The following is a 23,088-nucleotide window of genomic DNA, read 5'->3' as shown; positions in this document are numbered from 1 at the left end:
AGAGTTCGGATGGGATCCTAGAGATATGAGGAGGATGGGTCGCGGGCAGGAGATTCCTCCTTCGTTCGAGACTTTTTGGACTCTCTGGACTCTGCAACCTCGCCTTGATCTCCCATAGATGGACCATAGGATCCAGCCCGGTAAATTTGCAGGGGCACGAGGTTTTCGGCCCACGCATCGGCAATGGGCTGCATGATGCTCCACATCTCTTCTACCTCGTCATTTCGCACAAAAAGTCGCAAATTGTCGGACATGGCTTCGAGAAACAGCCGTTCATAGGGGGAAAGATGTTCAGGCGACACTGGGTCGTCCACCCTCATTGGTTCAGGTGTAATTCCTCCGGGTTCATGGATGGTAAATATTCCAAGGTTCACTTTTTCGCTCCCGAGATTTATTCGCAAGATATTGCCGCCTTCTTCAGAAAGAAGGGATTCGGTACTTCTCTGTCCACCCTTGAAATGCACCAGAATTTCCTGTCGGTCCCGACCCAGGGCTTTTCCCGAACGTAACACAAAAGGCACCCCCTGCCATCGTTCATTATCGACCCACAAGGTCACTTGAGCAAAGGTTTCAGTGTTTCGCTCTGAAACCACTCCCCTGTTTTCTGCATAGCCGGGAATCCGCACACCACCTATCTCCCCGGACTCGTAACGAGCCCGTACGGTCTGGGCTCGGATTTCAGGCTTTGAGGGTTTTCTAATAGCCTTGAACAATTCGACTCTTTTATCCCGAAATTCAGGAGACCACATGGACTCCAATGGTCCCAGCGCCAGGACAGCCATCAACTGAAGGAGATGATTTTGGATCATATCCTTCAGCGCTCCGGCGTGATCATAATAGTCTGCACGCCCTTCCAGCGCCAACGTCTCGTCCCAGATCACCTCGATCTTTTTGATGTGATGACGGTTCCAGAGAGGGGTGAACACAGGATTGGCAAACCGGAGACCGAGAATGGTGTCCACCACCGGCTTTCCTAAAAAATGGTCAATACGAAATACCATGCCTTCAGGGAATTTCTGATGCAGAAGTCCGTTCAGTTCCATTGATTGGGCATAGCTTAACCCGAACGGTTTTTCGATGATGACACGGGATTCCGGCGGTAACGTCACGTGTCGAAATGTTTCCAACACCGACGGAAACATCTGTGGCGGTAACCCTAAATAGAGGAGCGTTGACCCTGCCTGCTGGCTAAAGATGGCCTGAATCTGTCGAGGGTCGGAAATATCCTGTACACGTGCATAGTCCAAAGATTCCAAGAATCCTTCCCGGGATCTTGGGGGTGATGAAGATTCATGGTTATCGAGCAATTCGGAGACATGCTCCTGAAAATGAGGAGTCGTCCAATCTCGTCGTCCTACTCCCGTGATTCTATGCTCCCTGGGAAGACCCCGGTTGGCGAACACGTGAGCCAAAGCAGGAAAAACAAACCGCTTCGTGACGTCCCCTGTGGCTCCAAAAATAATCAGATGTTCATACATAAGGACTTTTGTGTACCTCAATGCAATAGGTAAGCCTTGGGTAGCACCAGGTCTCTCCACCAATATGCAAAAGAACATGTGTGGGGTGACCAGGAAAAGAATCGGAGCGTGAGGGACTGCCTGGATCGCCACATGGGTATTATCCTGATTGAATGTTTTGAATCAGATGTTCCTCTCACGAATCCTTCCTTCATTCCGGCCTGGAATGTCTTCTCAATTGTTCTACCAATAATGTGGTTTCCCGTAATGTTTATACAGATTAATTTCATAGACTCGTTCGATTGGGGCAGCTGGATCATACTCCGGAGACTGTTCAATTTGGCTCTGGTTGAGGTCCACGACCATCATTCTCTCTGCCCAATTTATGGATTTATTCCACATTGGACTAATTAACACCTTTCTGCCGGCCAACCATTTCGAGGTATCCACGACCAAATACCGTACGGTCCAATTGGCATCATCGATGAGAAAGTTAATAATTTTTCCGATTTCTCCATCCGTCGCCTGGAGGGAAAAATCTTTGAGACCCTTTGCGCTGGTCAATAGTCCGGGAAATACCGAAAGTTCCCTTTCGTCAATAGGGTAATAGGTACTCCATCGATAATAGTTGCAGATTTCACGTTCCTTTCCCCAGGAAATAGGTTTTTCTATTTCAAACTTAGGAGCCTCCTCGACCTGAGCCTTACTGACTAAAGCCCGGAATGACCCAATGTCCTCATGGGGATGCACAAAACTCTGGGTGGAAATCAACACATGGCGGCCCTGAAGCCAGTTCCCGGTGTCAGCCGCCAGATAATGAATTTTCCACGTCTGGTCATTCACATACACATCGGCCACGGAGCCTATAATCCCGTCCGTCCCTTGTAACACGCAATTATTGATTTTATCGAGATCTCGTAACATACCTTTCCCCTTTCTTGGTTAGGTCCATTTCCATCCATCTCCGTGCTGACGACTTTCTCGACCAGCTTGAGAGAGCAGCGTCTTTACGTTCAAATACTTTTCAGACCCCCTTCTCCAAATTGTGAATGTGCCGATTAATTGAAGAACCTTTGGGTTTTCCAAATAGGAATTAACAACAGCATGCGGTTCACAATCGCTAAATGTATTTCTCAAATATCACGTGGCCGACATTCAGCCAATGGACAAATCGACCATCCCAAAAAACCAAATGTCTATAGTTCCCTCACCATGCATAGGAGACATGGAGGGCTTTCATTCATCGGCGGTTTTCAACTGTCATAGCGTAACTGCTGAAACCGCCCAACGACCGTCCTATGCTTGGCAGAACCTTTTCCGCCCACCTGCCATGCGAAAAAGACAAGAACCCATATTTCCGCCGTATTTGTCCCTGGCACTTCTGATGAAATAGTGATAATCGTAAAAGAGGAGAGGACTCCCCCTCGTAAGCGGCAGAGACATGACGATCAGGCAAAAATGGCCGAAATTGCCAGCAACCCTTCACTTACGGAGAGGAAAATGCAAATGAGCACAATAAAGAATTTTACAATATCGTCATTCCCAATCTATTCGTCGGAACCCATCAGTCCATTTCCGCCACTCTCCGAGAATTCACCTGAAGGCAGAATTTTAATCGTGGAGGACAACCCGGATCATCGGGAAATTTTAAAAACCCGATTAACCTCGTTGGGGTATGTGTGTCAGGAAACGGATGATGGGCATGAAGGTCTGTGCGCATTGAGCTACTCACGGTTCGATTTTGTGATGTGTGATTATCAGATGCCGGAGATGAATGGCCTTCAATTCATCCATACCGTACGAACGACATCCGGCATTTCCACCATTCCCATCATTTTCATGACGGCGCATTTCGATCCTTTCTTCATCGATCATGCTGTCTCGGTTGGAGCAACCGCCACTCTGGTCAAACCTTTTTCTCTTGAAAATTTGCAAACGGCCCTCAATCGGATTGGGACCCTCAAAGCGAACCCATAGCCCAGCTTAATATTGTGCAAGGTGTTGATATTCCTAATCGTGGCAGGGGGCGTCATATAGCAAATGGAAGTACTTAACGTCCTCTTATTGACTCTCTTCTTTCCTCATTCAATCCCCAACCAACCTTTCTCTTGAAACCGATATCTTAGAAAGGAGAATAGATTGTTGGCGCTTAGACATTTTGTCTACCTTCAATGATTCACTTGTCTTTTGCCTTTCACTATCCGGTTCCCTCATGATTTTCTATCAATTCATCTTTCTCAATTTAATTCCTTAGCCAATAAAGTGAGAAAACCAATGCCCAACCCATTCAGCGTAATTCGTTTTCAGCAGGTTAAACTTTTCTGTGTTTTATGTATGTTGACCGGTATGGCCATGGGTTGCGAAACCGTTCCGTATACCGATCGATCGCAACTTGTGGTGGTCCCTCAATCACAGGCCGCAGAAATGGGAGAGCAGGCCTTTCAACAAATTCTTTCCGATCCTAAGGTCCAGCAATCTCAATCTGCTGAGGAACAAGAAGCCGTAAATCGTGTGGCGGACAGGATTATTCAAGCCGCCAAAGAATCCAAGTTTGCGGAAGACGCCAAGGCATTCCAGTGGGAAGTGACGGTGATCAAAGATGACCAGACCAAAAATGCTTTCGCCCTCCCGGGCGGGAAGATCGCTGTGTATACGGGAATCTTCCCCGTTGCGAAAAACGATGCAGGACTGGCGGCCATTCTCGGACACGAGGTGGTCCATGCCCTCGCACGCCATGGTTCGGAGCGTATGAGCCAGGAAGTACTTTCTCAAGCGGGGCTCTCCGCTGCGGCGGTAGGGCTGGGCGCAAGTGGTGCGGGACCGGTAGTAGGACAAGCCACCATGGCCGCCTTAGGCTTGGGAGCAAAAGTCGGCGTTCTCCTGCCCTACAGTCGGACCCATGAATCCGAAGCCGATACCATTGGCATTCTCCTTGCCGCCAAGGCGGGATATGACCCTCAAGAAGCCGTTCGGGTCTGGCAACGAATGCAGGAAGGTAGCCAAGGGGCACCCTCAGAATTTTTATCCACCCATCCCAGCCATGAGACAAGGATTACACGTCTTAAAGAGGCGATGCCCGAGGCGTTGGAAATTTATCAAAAGGTTCAGCATGCTCCAGACACTCCCCTTCCCCCAGTCGGAGGCTGAATTCCTTTGTTTTCCAAAACGCCACGGGGAACCAAGACAAACTGGAGCTAGACTTCATCCCTCCCATGAATGTGTGCAGGAGGGTGAGTCGCCTCAACGGCGGTAAAGGTTTCCAGAATATTATAACTGTGGCTCGCGCCCTTGGGGACAACCCAACATTCTCCCGCATTCAGCAAAAGCGTTTGCCCTTCAAGCTGAAGCTCAGCACGTCCCTGGATCACATATCCGATTGTTTCATAATCCCTGGTAGATGATTCGTGTGTGTACCCGACTGGTAATTCCTCCCATAATCGCATTGCCAATCCAACACCTGAGGCTAAATATTTCTGTCCCATGGAACCCTTGGGAGAATGATCCGCCTGTACTTTTTTAACACTGGTATCGCCATAGATGTCCATGCCTCCTCTGTTGATGTGTTTCCTCATTAAAAGATTACATGCTTGAATTCATCCCACCAACTCTATAAAACCCTGGCTGATCTCTGGTGATCCATGCCGGAACCCATCGAAATCTTGGTTAATTATTATCCTGCAGGAATGGTTTTAGAGTAACCACGGAAGAAGATTGTGGATTCGGGAAGGAATGGGTCAATCCTTGATAATTCAGAAGGAAATTGACGCTACCCCAACTATTGAAGAGGAGGTGTGATTCGAAAAAAAAGAACCCGCCGGACGGCGGGTTCTTTCTGAGCAGCATTCATCCAATGTCAAGTTTGTCTTCAGAATGGTCACTCCTTGTATTTAACCCCAGTAGGGATTGTACCCATAATATTCATGGATGCTCTGCCCCCAGGTCACATCAGCCATATCAGGCCAATTGTCCTTGTCAAATCCAGGGGCTTGTTCCAACTTTTCTTTTGGTACATTTAAGAGAAACACCTTTTCTTCCTGCACCACACTCAACGCTTCCCAGGGAATCGCAAAAAGTTTATCTCCCATTCCTAAAAATCCTCCGAATGAAAGGACGGCATACGCAATCCGGCCTTCCGACAGATCAATCATTAAATCTTTAATTTCTCCGAGGTCTTCTCTATCCATATTCTGCACTGTGTCACCGGTGATGGAACTGGATGAAAGCACCTGACGAATTTTGGTAGTCATACGGACCTCCTTGCAAATCGTTAAATGAATAATATGGAACCGTTTCATTCGGTATAGCATGGCGTCCCATCGGGTCGAACTGTGATAAACCCTTGGGAAACCGCTAGGGTTTTCACCAGTTGTTCCGAACACAAAAACATTTATTGTGACGAACATGACCATTATCTTATTTTTCAACCCCAACCCCTAGGGAGGTACAAACCATGAAGTTGCGAAGGCACATGGTCAAAACAATTTTTCTCGCCGGCATTCCACTGCTGACATTACCGCTGTTAGCAGAATCCGGCATGTCTCGGGAGGACCGGTCACATCGTGAGGACCGGGGGCATTCGAACGCCATTGAACAAATCATTGAGGGCGAAATTTCCAAAAAGAATGGAGAGAAAATCACCTTGCGTACTAGTGATGGAGAACGAATCACTTTTCGGATCACTGATCAAACGAATCAGCTTTGTCCGCAAGGAACTCAAACATCACAATCGTCTTCCATGAGTGGTGAGTCCCAAAAAAATCAACATTCCGCAATGGACCAAGGGAATTCCACCGGGAAATCTTCTGCGCAAAGCACTTCCGGGAAAAATCAAATGACCCAAAATTCTCCCGGAGGAGACTCCTCTACCTCCGCTCAAACCTCGATTAGCAATCTTTTGGAAAATCCGAGTGGACGGGCTTCCGGTCAGAGCTCTCCAGGGATGTCTAGTGATTCACAGCCATCCCAGCAACAGGGCTTTAGGTTTGGCGAATGTAATTTCCAAAAAGGGGAGTTTGTCAAAGCCAAATTAGGTGAAAACAATACAGCCACATTTGTGCGGTCCATGGGGAATAGTGAGGACTACTATGGAACAGCCGGAGTGGAAGGGGAGTACTTTGTTCTTCCAGCCGGGCAATTAGGCGGGTTGGATATCTCGGATAAGGATGCTCATTACTCGGTCAATTCTAATGATGGCAAGGAAATCGGGAGTGTCTACAGGGTGATGACGAATAACAACGGAGACATTGCCTATGCCATTATCAGGAAACCGGACGGACAGTTAATTTCGGTCCCCTGGCAGGCATTGGAGGGATCAGGGAATAAATCCTTCAAAATGAAAGTCACCCAGAATCAATTAGGGAATCTTCCCATTCTGAATGATGGTGAAAATGTCGGCGCCCATGTGCAAAAGAATTGGGATCTTTCGGAACAGGAACGGCAGAATTTGGCCAAGTGGAACGAGCGACTAGATGAGAGAGACCAAATCCGAGACCGCTACTACGAAGACACGCCAACTTTCCGAAATAATCGGGAAGGGTATGATCGATATGATCAGAACCGTTCTCGCATGAGCCGTTCGGGAGATGATCGGCAAAGGCACTATCAAGATCAGAATGCTGAAGACTATCAGACGAGACGTAACAACTTCAGCCCAACCGAATTTCCGCCACATGATCGAGCCTTTCAATATGAAGGGGCTGATCAGCAGAATTCATCTACCCGAAATCGACAAGGATCATATTCAAATGATTATCGGGATCGCGGAAATGAACAATATTCTCGCAGCGAGGGAAGAAATTACAATAATTCGGGCGATCGGGAATACAGGAACCAATCCCGTTCAAACAGGCCGAACTATGATGATCTGCAAGGTGAAAGGCAAAGGTCCATGTATTCCCAGAATCGCGAAGGAAATTACAGAGATATGGAGCAGTTGTCTGACCGGTACAACACGACAGCTCCGCGGAGGGATTATGATTCCCAACGGCAGAACGACGATCAGTATCAATCCAGGAGATCCAATATGAAGGAATATGATGATCGCCCGGAAGGATACCGTCCATAAATTGGAAAGAGACCTCTGAGCCTCACACTAGGATCCAGAGGCCAAAACCTTCAACATTTAACCCTTACAGTCTGAGCCGTTTAATTAATAATAACCACCATTCAAAGGAGAAGTGACATGACAAAACTTTTAACCGTCATGGGTATGTCCGCGTTCCTCGTGTTTTCCGGTGTTTCCGTGTTTGCAGGTCAGGCCGGGATGAACGACCAACAGCGTCAAGCTGGAGATTCCCCAAGCATGCAGGGCGAGCAAAATCAGGGGACGATTGAGTCAAAAAGTCATTCGAACCGGAATACTGAACCTACGGAGGATCAGCAAAGAGAAGCCCGCCCGGGTGGTGTAGGTGAAGAAGGTTCAACCTTTGGCAGCCCTAGCACCTTTCCCCCAGGCGACACCTCACAAGGATATACGGGTGAAGATAAAAAGGCAGAAGAAAGGGAAAAACGTCAACAAGGTATGTGATGAGATTGATATGAGGAGCTTCATGACATACAAGCATCACTAGGGCCAGGGAATGCCATCTAGTGAGGGGTAGGAGCCGATCGGACGAAGGGGAGATCGTCCGATCGGCCGACACCCATTGTTGACAGAGTTTTTTATCTCCGTTTGAATCACATCGACATTTTAATCATTTCTTGTGAACATCTCTATTATCCTCTGGGAACCTACACATCAAACCCTTTATGGGCCTGACCCCATTCGATGTGTATGTCGTCATCTTCTTTCCACGATATCACCGGGCATTCATTCATAGAGTGCAACCAGGACATATCCTCCAGATAAATGTCTGAAATTACGATGGCAGAAGAATCCTCCGAGGCGAAAACAACAAGAGCGGCCAAATGCTCAAAAGGAGTCGTATTACCGAAGAGGATCCGCGGTGGCGAAAGCAAACCAACTTAACACGTCAATTTCACCACCAACCATCTGGGGGCTCAAGCCTTTTGAAATAGAACAATTCTTGCGGAATCCTGTGGCGCCCTCAAGCGGGCCGGACTGGGGCATTAATCCTTGATAATCGGAAGGTTAGCCTTTTTCCAAGCGCTCATTCCTCCAATCACATTGACGATGTTTGGATAGCCATGATGTTGAAGGTAACTTGCCGCGACCGACGAGCGGTATCCGCTTCCACAGATGACCGCAACCTGTAGATTTTTTCTGATTTCCTGAACACGTTGCGGGAGTTCGCTGCCCGTCACAAATCGGGCATTCTTGATGTGACCGGCAGCCCACTCCCCCGGCTGGCGAACGTCCAATACCTCCAGATCGGAATCTTTCTCTAGGTGAGCCTGAAGATCCCACACGGACCACTGTGTTAACTGATGGAGGGGTTTCGCTGCCGTTCGCCATGCGAACATCCCGCCCGCCAGCCAACCTGCCGGTGTAGGATATCCGATTCGAAGAAGCTGCCAGGACACTTCCCAAAGGTCTGCCGGATGATCCAAAACAAGTAAGACCCGGGTATCCGCCGGGATGACCGTACCCGCCCATGTCGCAAACGATGATCCCAATCCAACGTTCAGCGCACCGGGAATGTGAGTGGTAAACCCTTCCGCTTGGCGGCAATCGACGACAAGGCACCCTTCTTCCTGTTGTCGGCAAAACTGGTCCGGTGTGAGTGCAGGCGGTTCGGGCATGGTTCCAAGCAGAGGGGGGCCTTCACTATTCATTTTCCGCATCCTGGGCCAATAGGGCGGCACACCGGGAAGATGCTTTAAATCCAGGCAATGTTTGACGAAATGGTCTTTGTTGTCCAGGTCGGCCAGAAGAGGATTCATCCGGCGTTCGTACCCGATCGTCGTGGATAACCTGCTTCCAATATTCCCCCCACACAGAGAGCCTCTCACATGCGTGGGGTAGACTTCCACATAGTCCGGAAGCGGCAGAATTTTTTCCTGGAGCATTTTGCACATGACCTCCGCGTGATGAGCCGCTTCATCCGTTCCACCCAAAAGATCGGGTCTGGCCACATCCCCAACCAACAAGGCTCCCCCGGAGAGGAGCAGAACGGGTTCTTTACCCCGCGAGCGGTCCGTCACCAGAACGCTGATGTGTTCGGGTGTATGTCCCGGAGTATGCAAAATTTGAAGTTCTATTTCTCCAATTGTTAACCGCTCTCCATCGGCCATGGGACGCGCGTCATATCCGAGCTTGGCATGTTGGCCCGCTAGGCATTGGAGAGGAATGCGTTCGGCCAATTCACGAATTCCCGTCACATAATCGTTGTGCTGATGGGTTTCAAGGGCATACGCAATCGTCATTCCCTGTGTGCGGGATTCTTTGAGATAGGGTTCCACGTCCCGCTGTATATCCACCACGAAGGCTTCTCCGGTTTCTTCCGAACCGAGAAGATAGGAGGCGTGCCCCAAACTTTCCACATGAAATTGTTTAATGATCATGAGTTGTGGATGATGATTGTGCCGAATATGCTCCTAAACATCTAGGTGGAGGAGTTATTTCCGGCCGCCTCAAATGCTCGAGTCACCTGCAGAGCGTCCGCCCCATTGACTTCGGCCTTTAATTCGGCCACGTCCCGATAATCTCCCCGCAATGCCTTTAACGCATGACGCTCCTGTTGAATCTCATGTGCGGTCCGTATTCCCATTCGCCGGAACAGGGGAACCGGCGGACACCAGCCTTGTATGGCATGTTGCAGAAGAAAACCGGCTACGGTGGCAGGAAATATAAACCATCGGCGATCAATAAAAGCTCCCAATGCCAGGCCCATAAGGGAAAATGAGGCAGCATTGGCTTCAAGTATTCTTTCGATATCCCATTCCACCTCTAGCTCCCTTAACCTTCGATCGATGGCCGAAGGCCCGGCTGAGGCATACAACAGAACATTATTTTTTGTGCGGTTATAGATTTCCTCATTGATGTCAGCGTCGGTATTTTCCTCAACTCGTGTGGTCGTTGGTGAAGTCATCATCCATGGCCTCCATTCTGTTCTGAGGGACGACGCGCTCCAATGCAATGGGGCGCCGCTCTGTGTAGTTCAGAAGATAAGCAAGGACAAATGGATCAACAACTAACAAAAACCCTGGCATCCGTTGAAACTACAGGGTTTCTGCTAGTAGTCAATTCAGGCCGCGTGGCCCACACTTTGGATAAACACCCCACTCATTTTTGTGTGTTATGAAAAACCATCCCATACCAGAAGAAGAGGCTGAGAAAGAGCTGGACAGCATTTTTCATGAGATTAAACAGGTCTTTCGTGTTTCCGGAGTCAATCTCAACTTTCGCACATGGGCCGCCTATCCAACGTTTTTCCCTGTCTTATGGGAGTCAATTCGACCGGTCGCTGAAACCCGTGTATTCGAAGATTCATCCGATCAACTCCGGGCGTTAGCTGCCCGCCTTGCCGAGAAACTTCCCAGGTTGGAGGTGGCCTCGTCCGTCAGGTTGGGTGAAAGCCAGGTTTTTCACATACAGGCCGCTCTCGAACTTTACCATTACATCAATCCCAAGCTCCTGCTCATCACGTCCGCGGTGGAATACGCTTGCCATCATCCCACTATGACCGCTTTCCAATCCCGCCAACAGGATCATGAGCTGATTACGCGAGGAATTCCCCGTCACATGTACCCCATGGAAATGATCGAGGAAACTCCGGACAATGCCACTCTCCGGAAAACATTTCGGGATTTACAACGAACATTGGGTTTAACCAGGATTAACAGCGATTACCGGACGTTGGCATTATGGCCGGAATATTTTCTTTCAGTCTGGCATCGCCTAAAATCTGTGATACATCAACCTCGATACATGGAAGCCGCGGTGGCCTTACAGGAAGCGGCTCAACAGATGGCAGGCGAGGTCATTCCTCGACTAACCTTGTCTGAGGACCAGTTGATGATTCTGGGAAGGAAACGACAGAGCTTCCTGGAGACAACCTCCGATTTTACCCACCTTTTGCCACCTTTGATTTTAAATATCGTGCTGATGTCTCTGGATTGGCGATCTCGTGAGGATTTGGAAATGTCGCCCTTTCCGGTTGGCGTACCCTCGCCCATAATGAAGTCACCAACATGACCTGGCGGGAATTTCAGCGGATTCAACTCGTCAGCCGGCTTAACGACCGGTTTCTCAGTTATGTGGAGGCGGGAATTGGTCCCCCTGTTATCCTCATCCATGGGATCCCTGTCTGGGGTTATTTGTGGCACGGGATCTTTTCGGAGTTGGCGCGAACCCGTCGCGTCCTGATCCCTGATTTACTCGGATTCGGTTTTAGTGATAAAGCCGATTGCTTTGATCGCTCCATCGCCTGCCAGGCCCATATGATTGCCTCCTGGATGACACAATTAGGAATCCCTCGTGCCACGATCATCGGGCATGATATCGGGGGCGGTGTCGCGTTGAGGTTGGCGACCCTGTTCCCCGACCGGGTTCAAACGCTTATCGTCATGAACACGGTCTGTTATGACTCCTGGCCAATTGAATTGATGCTCCAGTTTGGACATCCTGAAGCTCACCGGAAATTATCAGCCTCGCTTGCGGTTCGATTGCTTCGACAGGCCTTAAAGGGCGGATTTGCCTCCTCCGTTAACCGGGAAGTATTGGATGGATTATTGGCACCCTACACCACCGAGACGGGGAAACTGTCACTCATACGGAATGCAGCCGCATTGAATACCAATCTCACGACGGAAATCACCCATCTCCTCTCGAGAATCAGGATTCCAACACTGGTCGTATGGGGTCAGAACGATCGTTTTCAACCTATTCATTATGGAGAAAGGCTCGTGAAGGATATTCAGGGTTCGAGATTGATTCGTGTGAAGGACGCAAGGCACTTTGTTATGTTGGACCAACCGGAGATCGTGACAAGACATCTGTTGGAATTTTTCGAGCGAACGGATGAAATGTCGTTCAGAGATACGAGGGTGTAGGCAACCTAACCCAGATACAGCGCCCAAGGGGTCTCCAGATTAAGAAAACGATTTACAAATAAAGCCTGATCCGTTAAGGGCAATAGCAGTCGTAGTGCCCCGCCGTACCACCACTCTCGCGCGGGCCTCACAAAATTGACGTTACCGCATCAGGCCGCCGCCGTTTTGATAACAAACCCTTAGCAACCTCATGTATTTTGAAAACGGTTTATTTCTCCCCTCGGGCGTTCTCCTCTAATTCCTCTGGCGTCAGTTCTTCCAGTTTTTCGTCGGTCATGGGCTGACGAGTGGTAGGATCCACAGCCATCTCCGGATCCACCACCGGCGGAGTGACCACTGCTTCCGGGTTGGTAGGAACATCCGGCTTTATGACCATCTCAGCATCATTGTTTGGTGGGATGACAGGTTGGGGCTTCTGAAGGTCCTTCTTCTCTCCAAATTGGTTCGGTTGATGTGATTGAGCTTCATCCGCCGAAATCTGAAGTTGCTGGGCACTTGATTCTGGTAGACCCTGGGGGAATCCTTGTGCTTTCAATAAGAGGGTTATACTGAAACCCAGCATCACGACTCCCATCTCAATCCTTGTTCGACTCATCTTCTCACCTCTTTCTCCTGGGATTTATATCTTGGATTTCTCTTGGAATTATCCCCTGAAACGAGAAGCAAAAACATCTGGCAAGAACCCTTGAATCGCGATTTCCCAAATATTGTTCGGCCATATGCGTCAGGGAGAAAAAACAAGGAAGCAAGGGTTTTCTCCAGGCGCATTTTCTCCAATTTTCTTTACAATCAGGAAATCAGAAAACACAGATGATACTCACGAAAGTTTTTTACAAGGAAAACATACCATGCCCCCACTCATGACCTTTAAAGGAATTCTCGGAATGATCATAGCGTTTGGCCTGGCAGGGGGAGGGATGATGTTCGTACTTAATGAATCAGTCCCGACAGGTCCGGGGGGGAAGTCGGCAACGGTTACCGAATTGTTAAAGGATCAGAATCCCGGCCAAATTTCCTATATATCCTTTCCGATCACGGAAACCTTTCCAAAACAACTAGCATCGCATCGGAAATCTATTCCTTTTCCAGGTGAGAGGTACAGCCACCCCTAGCCGCAGAGGCGATTTACCTTCCTTTATCGTGATGGTTAGCCCTTTTAATAAGAGGAGGAAAGAAGATTGCACGGTTTTTGGCTCGTGACCATTCCATTACCTTATAAATCAAGAAGATGACATCACCAAATCACCATCAGTTTTTAGAAACTCTTACAAAAAGGAAATTAATCATTATGAACACAAGACGTAGAACCAGTGGCACGCTCGGAATGGCATTAGCCTTTGCTCTCATCGGAGGAGGCATGTCCTTAGCCCTCAGTGAATCAGGAGGATCGACTCATCCATCTAATGAACTTCTTCTCAACGCCAATACTCTTATTGGCAACACCGTCATTGACAAGGCGGGCAAGGAACTTGGCACGGTCAAAGATTTACTGATTGACCAAAAGACCGGCCAGATATCTTATATTGTGCTCTCCTATGGAGGCACATTCGGGGGAACGTTGGGCATCGGGTCGGAAAATTATTCCATCCCCTGGGCGGAGGTCAAGCTCACCAAACAAGATGATAAAATGATGGTTCAGGTCGCCGAAGCGCCGATTGGCGAAAAGGCGCCGGCTAAAAACCACCCATCAGTCCACAATCAACAAGCAGCCGGCATTCATACCAGGGACTTCAACCCGGCCACTGTCGAAACAGTCGATGGAACGGTGGAAAACGTGAATAATGACCTGTTTGAATCAGGAGTCGCCACAACCGATAGTCTTATCGTGCTGGATGTGAAAACCTCCTCCGGAACCGAGCGTGTGCGGGTTGCACCAGATAATTACCTCAAAGCTCAGGGGGTAGAGGTTACGGAAGGCGATAAAGTCGAAGTGACCGGTTCACGCATCATGAAAGAAGGGGAAAGTGTGATTGTCGCATCAAAAATTGTGCTGAAAAGAAACGGAAAAGTCCTGACCGTGCGGAAGATTGACGGCTCTCCCGCATGGAATATGGATGGGAGTGTCCATACGAAGAGTAAAACTGGACACGACTAATTATCTCCGTATTGTCTGTAAGCGGGAAAAAGCCTCCGTGCTTTTTCCCGCTTCGAGTTCCTCCCGCCTCATTCCTTTTTCAGAACCTTCCCTACTCCAACTTTTTTATTTGAGGGTATCGGATCCCGGTCATATCGACCCGGAAAATTCCCGACAAGGGTTTTCCACAGTTTTGCTAAAAAGCAGACCCTGATATAAAAACCAATAATTTTTTTCTTAAGATCTTAAGAGAATGGAATCACATCATGGCACCCAAAAAAACATCGACAAAAAAGAGATCACGCACACAAACAAAGCCCTCAATCCCTATCCGGTACGCGGTTGTAGGATTAGGATATATCGCTCAGGTGGCCGTGCTCCCGGCCTTCGCGCATGCGAAAAAGAACTCGGAATTAGCGGCATTCATCTCCGATGACCCCAAAAAATTGAAGCAATTGGGGAAACAATATGGCATTCGCGGGCTCTATTCCTATGACCAATATGAAGAATGCCTGGAACGGGAAAAAATTGATGCCGTGTATATCGCTCTTCCCAATCATTTGCATTGCGAATATACCACCCGAGCTGCGAAAGCTGGGATTCATGTCTTGTGTGAAAAACCCATGGCCACCTCGGTCAAGGAATGTGAAACCATGATTCGCACGGCAGACCATCATGGTATCAAATTGATGGTTGCCTATCGGCTTCATTTTGAGGAGGCCAATCTACGCGCGATCCAAATCGTTCAATCCGGGAAAATCGGCAATCCCCGATACTTTCAATCGGCATTTAGTCTCCCGGTCAAAGACAAAAATAATATCCGCCTACGGGAAGAGACCGGTGGAGGAACGCTTTGGGATATCGGCATTTATTGTTTAAATGCCGCCCGGTATCTTTTTCAAGCGGAACCTCTTAGCGTGTATGCCACCAACGCCGGACAGGGAAACGGTAAATTCGAGGAAGTTGAAGAAATGTGCGCGGTGACACTCCGGTTTCCCGAAGATCGGTTGGCTTCCTTCATCTGTAGTTTCGGAGCCGCCGACGTTTCCGAGTTTCGGATCGTGGGTACAAAGGGACAACTACGGATGACATCAGCCTACGAGTATGTTGAGCCCATTACGCATTACCTGACCATTAACGGGAAGGAGAAAAAGCAAACCTTTTCCAAACGCGATCAATTTGCTCCCCAACTGCTCAAATTTTCGGACTGCATTTTGAACAGGACGATTCCCGAACCGGCAGGCGATGAAGGCCTTCATGATGTTCGAATTATCGATGCTCTTTATCGTTCAGCCCAAAAAGGCCAGCCGGTCTCTCTTAAAGAATTAAACCGGAAACGCCGTCCAACAATGCGGCAAAATCTCCGCCGTCCGCCGGTTAAAAAACCCCAACTCGTTCACGCTCAGAGTCCGTCGGGATCATAATGAGCGGCTGATGGGCATGCAATCTTTTCATTCACCTTTTAAAGGTAAACAAGGAAAGGAATTTTCTCATGAATGAACCGATGAACATCAGTGATTCCCAGGGGTCACATCTATCGGGAAATATTAACCCATCCTTGCCTTCCTATCTTCTTGAGGCTGCATTGGATAGGGAATGGGAACGTCGCCATCGCCAAGGACAAGTCGGAAAAGCCCCGCGAACGCCAGCAGAAAAAGAGATAGGGTCATGACTCAAGCGATGGGTGCCACGCGATGGGCAATCCCGGAAGGGTATATTCCGGCGAACAGTACCGGTCCAGAACCTCAAATGACGAGTCATGAAACAGCCTGTCTCCTAAACATATCCAACAAGCCCGCGCATGTAAAAATCACCATTTTTTATTCAGATCGGGAACCGATAGGGCCTTATAACATTACTGTCCCGGCTCAACGAACGAGACATGTCCGGTTTAACGATTTAGAAGAACCGGAACCCATTCCCAGGGATACGGATTTCGCAAGCCTGATTGAGTCCGATGTGCCAATTGTGGTGCAACATACCAGGTTGGACTCCCGCCAGGCCGAAAATGCACTCCTCTCTACCATCGCCTATACGGACAATTCCTAAGACCTGTAAACCACCGCCCCAATCCCGTCTGGTTCAACCTTGAACAAACAAGAGAGGAACTCAGAACATGACGAAAACCGCCGCAGATGTGTTGATCGAGAAGCTTCACAATTGGGGGGTCGAAATAATTTTCGGCATGCCCGGAGATGGTATTAATGGAATTATGGAAGCTCTTCGCCAACGACAAGACCATATCCGGTTTTTCCAGGTGCGTCACGAGGAAGCCGCAGCCTTGATGGCATGTGGATATGCCAAATACACGGGAAAGCTAGGTGTGTGCTTGGCCACGTCCGGTCCGGGGGGGCTTCATCTGTTGAACGGATTGTATGATGCGAAAATGGAAAAACAACCGGTTCTTGCCATCACCGGCCATCACTTTCACGACCTGATTGATACCCATGCCCAGCAGGATGTCAATCTCACCAGAGCCTTTGAGGATGTCACAGTCTATAACACCCGGGTGATGAGCGCGACACATCTTGAAAATGTCGTGGATCTCGCATGTCGGACCGCCTTGGGCTATCGTGGCGTGGCTCATATTAATTTCCCGGTGGATCTTCAGGAATCAAAAGCCGACAAAGGTTATTCCCAACGAAACATTCCCCATCATTCGATGGAAGTATTTTCCCGTAGCGCCCGCCTCCCCAATGAATCAGACCTGTATGAAGCCGCAGAAGTGCTGAATGTCGGAAAACGGATTGCCATTATGGCCGGAGCGGGAGCACTTGAAGCGACAGATGAATTAGAACAATTAGCGGAAATTCTTGGAGCCCCGATTATTAAACCGTTGCTAGGCAAAGCTTCGGTGCCTGATGACAGTCCTTATACGACAGGCGGGATTGGCTTGCTGGGCACCGCACCCTCCCAGGAGGCCCTGGAGGATTGTGATACGCTCTTCCTCATCGGCACGTCCTTCCCCTATTTGGAATTTTATCCAAAACCAGGAAAGGCGCGTGCGGTCCAGATCGACCTGGACCCGGCAAGAATCGGGTTGCGATACCCTGTGGAAGTCGGCCTGGTGGGCGACTGTCGAAAGACACTCCAACAATTACTTCCGATGTTACACCACAATAAACACCGGAAATTTTTGGAACGCGCACAGACCAATATGAAAAAATGGCGGGAATTAATGGAAGCCCGAGGAACCAGGAAGGACAAACCCATGAAGCCACAAGTGGTCGCCTGGGAACTGGGCAAACGGCTGTCGGACCACGCGATTGTTTCCTGTGATTCAGGAACCATTACGACCTGGTGGGCCAGACAAATACCCGCCAAACGCGGACAGAAACATACGGTCTCGGGAACACTCGCTTCAATGGGCTGCGGGCTGCCCTATGCCATCGCCGCTCAAATCGCCTTTCCGGATCGGCAATGCATTGCGTTTGTGGGTGATGGAGGTTTCTCCATGCTCATGGCTGAGTTCGCCACCTGTGTCAAATACCGATTACCCGTGAAAGTGGTTGTCATCAAGAATAATACCCTCGGCCAGATTAAATGGGAACAGATGGTGTTCCTGGGAAATCCTGAATATGGTTGCGAGCTGCAGCCGATCGATTTCGCCCTCATCGCTCAGGCGTGCGGAGGCACAGGGTTGACTATAGATGATCCGGCGGATTGCGGCTCCATCATCGAACAGGCCTTGCAAACTCCTGGTCCGGTATTAGTGCAAGCCATTGTGGACCCATTCGAGCCTCCGATGCCCGCCAACATTACAACGAGTCAGGCCCTGAAATTTGCCGAATCGTTGGCAAGAGGCGAACCGAATCGTTTGAAAATTGCCATGACGGCCTTGTCAGATCGAGTACGGGAACTTGTGTAACAGATTGAGGGAGAAATTCGTAGCCTGGCGAAGGGAATGCTAGCGATGCTCCAGAAATATGGAGATCCAATATCTTGTTTCTCTCCTCTCTTCTCTGCGCCATTCATTCCTACACACAGGAGGGAAGTGTTTAGGGGGATAGGTAAAGGAGTTGTCACTATGTTGATAAGCTTTTGAAGATTTCATATTCAAGAATTCAAATTTCAGTGTAGGGGTTGGGTGTTTCCTATTTCGGAAAATGCAGAGATGAACTGGATGAATAAGAATATTGTAGACACCAACACCATTCTCTCCAGGCGGGCGATGGCGGCGGCCATTTCTCTTGCGCACAAATACGTTGAAAGGAAAAGACAGAACCTGGTTGATTGCGGATACGACGTTTGATGGAATGATGGCCGGGAAGGAAAACCATGGCGGAAATCTTTTTTAAAGTCGGTCTCTTGCCTGCCAGAAAAGGAGGTACCCATGCTCACCATCGGCTTCATTTTACTCATCTTCGCAGGACTTTGTGCCTTAATCGGATTTGGAGTCTTTACGACCCCTATTTTAGGACCGGCGCGCGTGGCCTTTTATTTTTTGTTGATTCTGTCCCTGGCGACGATCTTCTATGGAGTGGTTCAAACAGAAATGCATGTCGATCCACAGGTCCCGACTCAGGAACGGAACTAACCATATCGGAAGAGGAAAGAAGAAGGCGAAGATCTTCATTCTGATCCCCAGAAAATCGGATGCGGGAATTTTTTTCGCTTCATGTTAAAGTAGCTTTGACCAGAATACCACCACACTATTACCTCCCAGTTTGGGCCCGTGCCGGTCCCGGTATATCCCAAAGTTATAACTATAATTGATCTCTATTTGTGAACCCCATGGAGCCCCACTGACAATTCCCCCTCCCACGGCGGGCAGCATATCTACCTGGTTGCGAATAGAACCATCCCCGTTGAAACGGGCTCGTTCAATCGCGGACCAGGTACCTCGTATATACGGATACAAGAAAAACAACGCCTCATACCGGTAGGTGAGGTTCGCAATCGCGTACTTGCGAGGGAACAGTTCGTTGAAGGCCACTCCGGGTATGAGAGGACGTGACAGCGCCTCCCACTCGTAGCCCGTAGGACGGCCCGGCAACCGGAAGGTGGAAAATCGGTCAAGGTTTTTCCCGATTCCACCATACATCGTGACAACCAACCTGTGCCGTTCTGTCGGGACAAACGGGACCTTGCCCGCCAAGGCGGCATAGAAGCTGGCCAGCATAAATGTGGGATCATCATGGTTATCGGGGGTCTCAAATTCCGGATCTCCCCACTGACGCCATTGGGAGCGATGTCCATAAATGGCATCACCTCCGAAGGCAACACCGTGATGAAGCAACTCCATGAGATTTCGTTCAAATTTATCTACCCGGAGCCGGGCATGGACACGCCCTTCGTAGGTATTTTGAGGAACGGTGAAATTTTGGGATGTTTTTGAACTGCGGTCAAACCACCGGTAACCTGGTTCATACGTCAAAGAAACTTCAACCACATTATCCTGAAACCCCGGAGAAACTGACGTGCGATACCCGAAACCCATTCCGGCGAAGAAATAATTCCATTGCAGGTCCACATCCTTGATAGCCTGTCCTTCTACATACTCGTATCGGCCGAATGGAATGATCACATTTTCAAAGGTCATGGCGGCAAACCATGGGCTGGTCGATGACAGACCATGCTGGTACTGAATGTCATTGAAAACGCCTGAAATTGTCCCCCGAAACCGCCGGTTTTCCTCCTCCCAATTGTGCCAAATAAACAAGGCTCCAAATGGGAGAAGTTCCAATCTTTTGGGTCCGTCCGGAATCCAATTCATCCCCATATTGATCGCCGTCACATGCCGGCGATCCCGTGGAGGGACATGAATTTCCTGTCCAAAAATTTCCGTCTGATGGGGTTGTCCTGCAAGCGGCGTGTCGGGATCTTCCCCCGAAGCGACCCGAGGGGAAATCACCATCAGGCATATCGACAAGGCCAACATCCAATTATGGATAGGGGTGTGGCGGCTACGTTCGTGCGTGTGTGGTCCCTTGGATTCATCTCCGTGAGCGTGGATCGGAATCGAGCCCGCAATGGACAGGTGAATCATAGGGAAATCGGAAATTCTAAGGAGCAGTCGGAAGGGATTTTTGTGGCACGACTTTGGAGAAGACATACGTCAGCATAATTGTTAAAACGGCCCCGATGACCGCCACGGTCATATCCTTTTGTGCATCCCATTCGTCTCCTTGAGTACCTAGATAGGCCTCCCCCAATTCCGGACGAACGAGGAGAGCAACCCAGGATTCGATAATTTCGAAGAATCCACTGAGGGCCAATATTCCGCTAACGGGGAGATAATACGCCCAGAATCCACGCACATTGACCCGGCGAAGAAATAACTCCCTTAAAGGATAGGCGAGGAGCAGACCAAATGAAAAATGTGCGATCCGGTCAAAATGATTGCGCTCTAATCCCCACCACTCCTGCATCCAATATCCAAGAGGAACTTTTGAATAGGTATAATGGGCTCCGATCGCATGGAGGGTCATAAACACCGTGAGAAAAATATAGGAAAGATCCGATAAGGGAAACCATCGATACGTCGTGACAAGCACAATGACCAATCCAATCGCCAATATATTTTCGAGAAACCAATCATGGCGGTCGATCGGTTCTATGGCGAGAAATATCCAAAGCACCGCATACCAGGCCATTAACCCGTGAAGGAGAATCCGGTTCTTAAACGGCCTCTGATTATTGACGCTTGTCGCAGTGGTCAATTGCATGCGGAAGTTCCACCGGCCTTTCCCGGGTTATGGTCAAACGGGTTCCCGTTAGTTTCTGCCCACCAGCCATGATCACTAGAGAGGCTAATGCTCCATAGAATGTCGCGGCCATATCCTTCTGCGCATCCCAGATATCTCCCTGTGCTCCCAGATAGGCCAGACCTAATTCGGGGTGGGCGATTCTGGTCACCCATGATTCGAGAATTTCCCACATACCGCCCAGCCCCACCAGGGTGATCAGGACCATGCCGGAGCGGAGCCATGCAGCCATACCGGAAATCCGGGAGAAGAGTTCATGCAAAGGCAGGGCAAATAGTAGGCCGAAACAAAAATGGACGATGCGATCGAAATGGTTTCTGGGCAATTCAAAGGACTCTTCCAGCCAAAGTCCGAACGGCACCTGAGCATAGGTGTAGTGTGATCCAATCGTATGCAAGGTGAGGAACACCGTGAGGAGGACATATGAAGCGCTTGAAAATGGCCATTGGCGATGTGTCATGGTTAACACACCGACGAAGAGAAGCGGGAGGATATTCGCAAAGGCCCAACTTTGAGGGTCAATGGGAGCCAACCCCATGAACACGAAAAACCCCAAATACCAGACCAATAATCCGTACCCTACTCGATGCTTCAAATAAACTCCTCCTCAGAGCGTTCGGAATAAGCCATTACATGGGTAATATATATTGGTCACCATGAACCCCTGAAAAACAAGTCAACGGGAAAAATTTCTTACATGGACTGAGGCTTGAACCCATTGATGAGTACCTGGCTTGACAAAGCCGATTCGCCATTCTTCCCTTTGATGCATCCCACCCGACGGACTCAGGTGAGAGACAGCCTCCAGCCTCCCCCATCTCACTGGCAGGTCAAACCCCGTTCACCTAACGGGTTGGCTCGGCAGTCGGAGGGCTGGAAGAGGACCCTTCCGCTTTCGCAGGGGTGCCTTTCATGAATCTATTGCATCCACTATTGCCGGAGACCAACAATCGAAAGGGTTGTAGGTTTTCATCAATACACAGTCCCATTGTCGCATCTTCGATATTTGCAGATGGTTCAATTTGCCACCATTGGCACCTCTTACATAATCCCCAATTATCCGCCATCGTCTTCCTCCATTCCGATCATAGATGTTCGTCTCCGAGGCAAATCCATATCCATTGTCTTATACCTTCTTTTCCTTGACCTGCTTGAATTCTTCCCCCATCTGGTCGGCCTGATCCTGTGACAGGATACCCCGAGCGTTCTTAAAAATTTCGCCTTCTTCCTCCTGAATATGATGTTGCACATCTTCTTTCAGTTTACTGACTCTCTTCCCCCAATTCTCATCCTGGGGATCCATAGCCTCGATTTCATTCAGCAACGTGGTGACTTTTTCGTGCTCCTTGTTGGCATGGTTGATTTTTTGTTTGGTCTCCTCATTTTTTTGAAGGGGAGTATAGAAGACTTGCTCTTCCGCTTCGCTATGCGCCTCCAAGGCATCCTTAAGTTTGAGAAACAGTTTTCCCCGTGAATCACTGTTCTTCCCCGCGGCTTCGATTTGGCTGAAGAGTTGCTTAGCTTCTTGATGATCTTCCTTGAGCGCCTGATAAATATCCATTAAAGCCCCCCTATTGAATGTTAAGTTCTTCTACCGGAACATCAATATGATGTTCCGTAGTACACCATGGGACGGTTGATGAGAGGTATGGACGAATTGGTAAAGAGGCTCGCATAAATGTCCACATACATCCGGCTGCGAATGAGTCACGACGGTAATCATCTGGTCGTGCTCAACTTCAGTGGTGAACCGCAAACACTTGAGCGGGACCATTCGTTTCAGGCCCACGTCTGTCTTTCCACGTTTCTGGACAAGGAAGGGGAAGAAATACACGGCCGTCTCGATCTGCGCGGACATGAAGGGCTGATTCTCTCATGCGATTGAAAAAACCTTCAT

At 49.2% G+C, this 23,088-nt stretch carries 24 protein-coding genes; 13 read left to right on the top strand and 11 right to left on the bottom strand.

Features of this window, described 5'->3' with window-relative positions:
• Nucleotides 1-17: 17 nt before the first annotated feature.
• Together PJI16_14690 and PJI16_14685 are read right to left on the bottom strand one after the other, a co-directional pair.
• Nucleotides 18-1,478, bottom strand: a complete 1,461-nt coding sequence (locus PJI16_14690) for a glucose-6-phosphate dehydrogenase (protein ID MDT3778811.1) — start codon at nt 1,476-1,478, stop codon at nt 18-20.
• A gap of 222 nt (nt 1,479-1,700) precedes the next feature.
• Nucleotides 1,701-2,381, bottom strand: a complete 681-nt coding sequence (locus PJI16_14685; protein ID MDT3778810.1) for a PRC-barrel domain-containing protein — start codon at nt 2,379-2,381, stop codon at nt 1,701-1,703.
• 582 nt (nt 2,382-2,963) lie between these two features.
• Between PJI16_14685 and PJI16_14680 the strand changes: the two genes are divergently transcribed.
• Nucleotides 2,964-3,434, top strand: coding sequence for a response regulator (locus tag PJI16_14680; GenBank protein ID MDT3778809.1), 471 nt, complete (start codon nt 2,964-2,966; stop codon nt 3,432-3,434).
• A gap of 357 nt (nt 3,435-3,791) precedes the next feature.
• On the top strand, nt 3,792-4,604 hold the full coding sequence (locus PJI16_14675; GenBank protein MDT3778808.1) for a M48 family metallopeptidase: 813 nt from the start codon (nt 3,792-3,794) through the stop codon (nt 4,602-4,604).
• A 47-nt stretch (nt 4,605-4,651) separates the two neighbouring features.
• On the opposite strand, the gene PJI16_14670 is transcribed toward PJI16_14675, so the two are convergent.
• Both PJI16_14670 and PJI16_14665 read right to left on the bottom strand, forming a co-directional pair.
• On the bottom strand, nt 4,652-5,002 hold the full coding sequence (locus tag PJI16_14670; GenBank protein MDT3778807.1) for a cupin domain-containing protein: 351 nt from the start codon (nt 5,000-5,002) through the stop codon (nt 4,652-4,654).
• A 342-nt stretch (nt 5,003-5,344) separates the two neighbouring features.
• Nucleotides 5,345-5,704 carry a PRC-barrel domain-containing protein gene (locus tag PJI16_14665; protein ID MDT3778806.1) on the bottom strand — a complete coding sequence of 120 codons (360 nt, stop codon included), beginning with the start codon at nt 5,702-5,704 and terminating at the stop codon, nt 5,345-5,347.
• 203 nt (nt 5,705-5,907) lie between these two features.
• Between PJI16_14665 and PJI16_14660 the strand changes: the two genes are divergently transcribed.
• Nucleotides 5,908-7,521 (top strand): hypothetical protein, encoded by a 1,614-nt coding sequence (locus PJI16_14660; GenBank protein MDT3778805.1) that lies wholly within the window; start codon nt 5,908-5,910, stop codon nt 7,519-7,521.
• A 117-nt stretch (nt 7,522-7,638) separates the two neighbouring features.
• Nucleotides 7,639-7,983, top strand: a complete 345-nt coding sequence (locus PJI16_14655; GenBank protein ID MDT3778804.1) for a hypothetical protein — start codon at nt 7,639-7,641, stop codon at nt 7,981-7,983.
• Nucleotides 7,984-8,525: 542 nt separating this feature from the next.
• Here PJI16_14655 and PJI16_14650 read toward each other — a convergent pair.
• Both PJI16_14650 and PJI16_14645 read right to left on the bottom strand, forming a co-directional pair.
• On the bottom strand, nt 8,526-9,920 hold the full coding sequence (locus PJI16_14650) for an MBL fold metallo-hydrolase (GenBank protein MDT3778803.1): 1,395 nt from the start codon (nt 9,918-9,920) through the stop codon (nt 8,526-8,528).
• Between the two features lie 41 nt (nt 9,921-9,961).
• The gene (locus PJI16_14645) at nt 9,962-10,447 is read right to left on the bottom strand and encodes a hypothetical protein (protein ID MDT3778802.1); all 486 of its coding nucleotides are present in this window, start codon (nt 10,445-10,447) and stop codon (nt 9,962-9,964) included.
• A 209-nt stretch (nt 10,448-10,656) separates the two neighbouring features.
• On the opposite strand from PJI16_14645, the gene PJI16_14640 reads away from it, so the two are divergent.
• Entirely contained in the window at nt 10,657-11,553 is an 897-nt protein-coding gene (locus tag PJI16_14640) for a halocarboxylic acid dehydrogenase DehI family protein (GenBank protein ID MDT3778801.1), read from the top strand.
• On the top strand, nt 11,550-12,410 hold the full coding sequence (locus PJI16_14635) for an alpha/beta hydrolase (protein MDT3778800.1): 861 nt from the start codon (nt 11,550-11,552) through the stop codon (nt 12,408-12,410). The genes PJI16_14640 and PJI16_14635 overlap by 4 nt, the downstream gene beginning before the upstream one ends.
• A 208-nt stretch (nt 12,411-12,618) precedes the next feature.
• Here the strand turns inward: PJI16_14635 and PJI16_14630 are convergent, their stop codons facing one another.
• The gene (locus PJI16_14630) at nt 12,619-13,005 is read right to left on the bottom strand and encodes a hypothetical protein (GenBank protein MDT3778799.1); all 387 of its coding nucleotides are present in this window, start codon (nt 13,003-13,005) and stop codon (nt 12,619-12,621) included.
• Nucleotides 13,006-13,698: 693 nt separating this feature from the next.
• On the opposite strand from PJI16_14630, the gene PJI16_14625 reads away from it, so the two are divergent.
• The 6 genes from PJI16_14625 to PJI16_14600 all read left to right on the top strand — a co-directional run bounded on the left by PJI16_14625 (nt 13,699) and on the right by PJI16_14600 (nt 19,021).
• The gene (locus PJI16_14625) at nt 13,699-14,505 is read left to right on the top strand and encodes a PRC-barrel domain-containing protein (protein ID MDT3778798.1); all 807 of its coding nucleotides are present in this window, start codon (nt 13,699-13,701) and stop codon (nt 14,503-14,505) included.
• Nucleotides 14,506-14,750: 245 nt separating this feature from the next.
• Nucleotides 14,751-15,908: a Gfo/Idh/MocA family oxidoreductase gene (locus PJI16_14620; protein MDT3778797.1), complete on the top strand. Its 1,158-nt coding sequence runs from the start codon at nt 14,751-14,753 to the stop codon at nt 15,906-15,908.
• Between the two features lie 68 nt (nt 15,909-15,976).
• The gene (locus PJI16_14615; protein ID MDT3778796.1) at nt 15,977-16,156 is read left to right on the top strand and encodes a hypothetical protein; all 180 of its coding nucleotides are present in this window, start codon (nt 15,977-15,979) and stop codon (nt 16,154-16,156) included.
• On the top strand, nt 16,153-16,533 hold the full coding sequence (locus PJI16_14610; GenBank protein MDT3778795.1) for a sensory rhodopsin transducer: 381 nt from the start codon (nt 16,153-16,155) through the stop codon (nt 16,531-16,533). The genes PJI16_14615 and PJI16_14610 overlap by 4 nt, the downstream gene beginning before the upstream one ends.
• 67 nt (nt 16,534-16,600) lie before the next feature.
• Entirely contained in the window at nt 16,601-18,352 is a 1,752-nt protein-coding gene (locus PJI16_14605) for a thiamine pyrophosphate-binding protein (protein ID MDT3778794.1), read from the top strand.
• 465 nt (nt 18,353-18,817) lie between these two features.
• Nucleotides 18,818-19,021, top strand: coding sequence for a hypothetical protein (locus PJI16_14600; protein ID MDT3778793.1), 204 nt, complete (start codon nt 18,818-18,820; stop codon nt 19,019-19,021).
• 84 nt (nt 19,022-19,105) lie between these two features.
• On the opposite strand, the gene PJI16_14595 is transcribed toward PJI16_14600, so the two are convergent.
• The 4 genes from PJI16_14595 to PJI16_14580 form a co-directional block, all read right to left on the bottom strand.
• Nucleotides 19,106-20,473, bottom strand: coding sequence for a hypothetical protein (locus PJI16_14595; GenBank protein MDT3778792.1), 1,368 nt, complete (start codon nt 20,471-20,473; stop codon nt 19,106-19,108).
• A 16-nt stretch (nt 20,474-20,489) separates the two neighbouring features.
• Nucleotides 20,490-21,152 (bottom strand): DUF2238 domain-containing protein, encoded by a 663-nt coding sequence (locus PJI16_14590; GenBank protein ID MDT3778791.1) that lies wholly within the window; start codon nt 21,150-21,152, stop codon nt 20,490-20,492.
• On the bottom strand, nt 21,121-21,786 hold the full coding sequence (locus PJI16_14585; protein MDT3778790.1) for a DUF2238 domain-containing protein: 666 nt from the start codon (nt 21,784-21,786) through the stop codon (nt 21,121-21,123). Before PJI16_14585 ends, PJI16_14590 begins: the two co-directional genes overlap by 32 nt.
• Nucleotides 21,787-22,317: 531 nt before the next feature.
• The gene (locus PJI16_14580) at nt 22,318-22,752 is read right to left on the bottom strand and encodes a hemerythrin domain-containing protein (GenBank protein MDT3778789.1); all 435 of its coding nucleotides are present in this window, start codon (nt 22,750-22,752) and stop codon (nt 22,318-22,320) included.
• Between the two features lie 117 nt (nt 22,753-22,869).
• Between PJI16_14580 and PJI16_14575 the strand changes: the two genes are divergently transcribed.
• On the top strand, nt 22,870-23,076 hold the full coding sequence (locus tag PJI16_14575; protein MDT3778788.1) for a hypothetical protein: 207 nt from the start codon (nt 22,870-22,872) through the stop codon (nt 23,074-23,076).
• Nucleotides 23,077-23,088: the final 12 nt, after the last annotated feature.

The sequence above is a fragment of the Nitrospira sp. MA-1 genome (assembly GCA_032139905.1).
Classification (GTDB): domain Bacteria; phylum Nitrospirota; class Nitrospiria; order Nitrospirales; family UBA8639; genus Nitrospira_E.
Note: the sequence above shows the minus strand (reverse complement) of the source record. Positions and strands in the feature narration are given on the sequence as shown.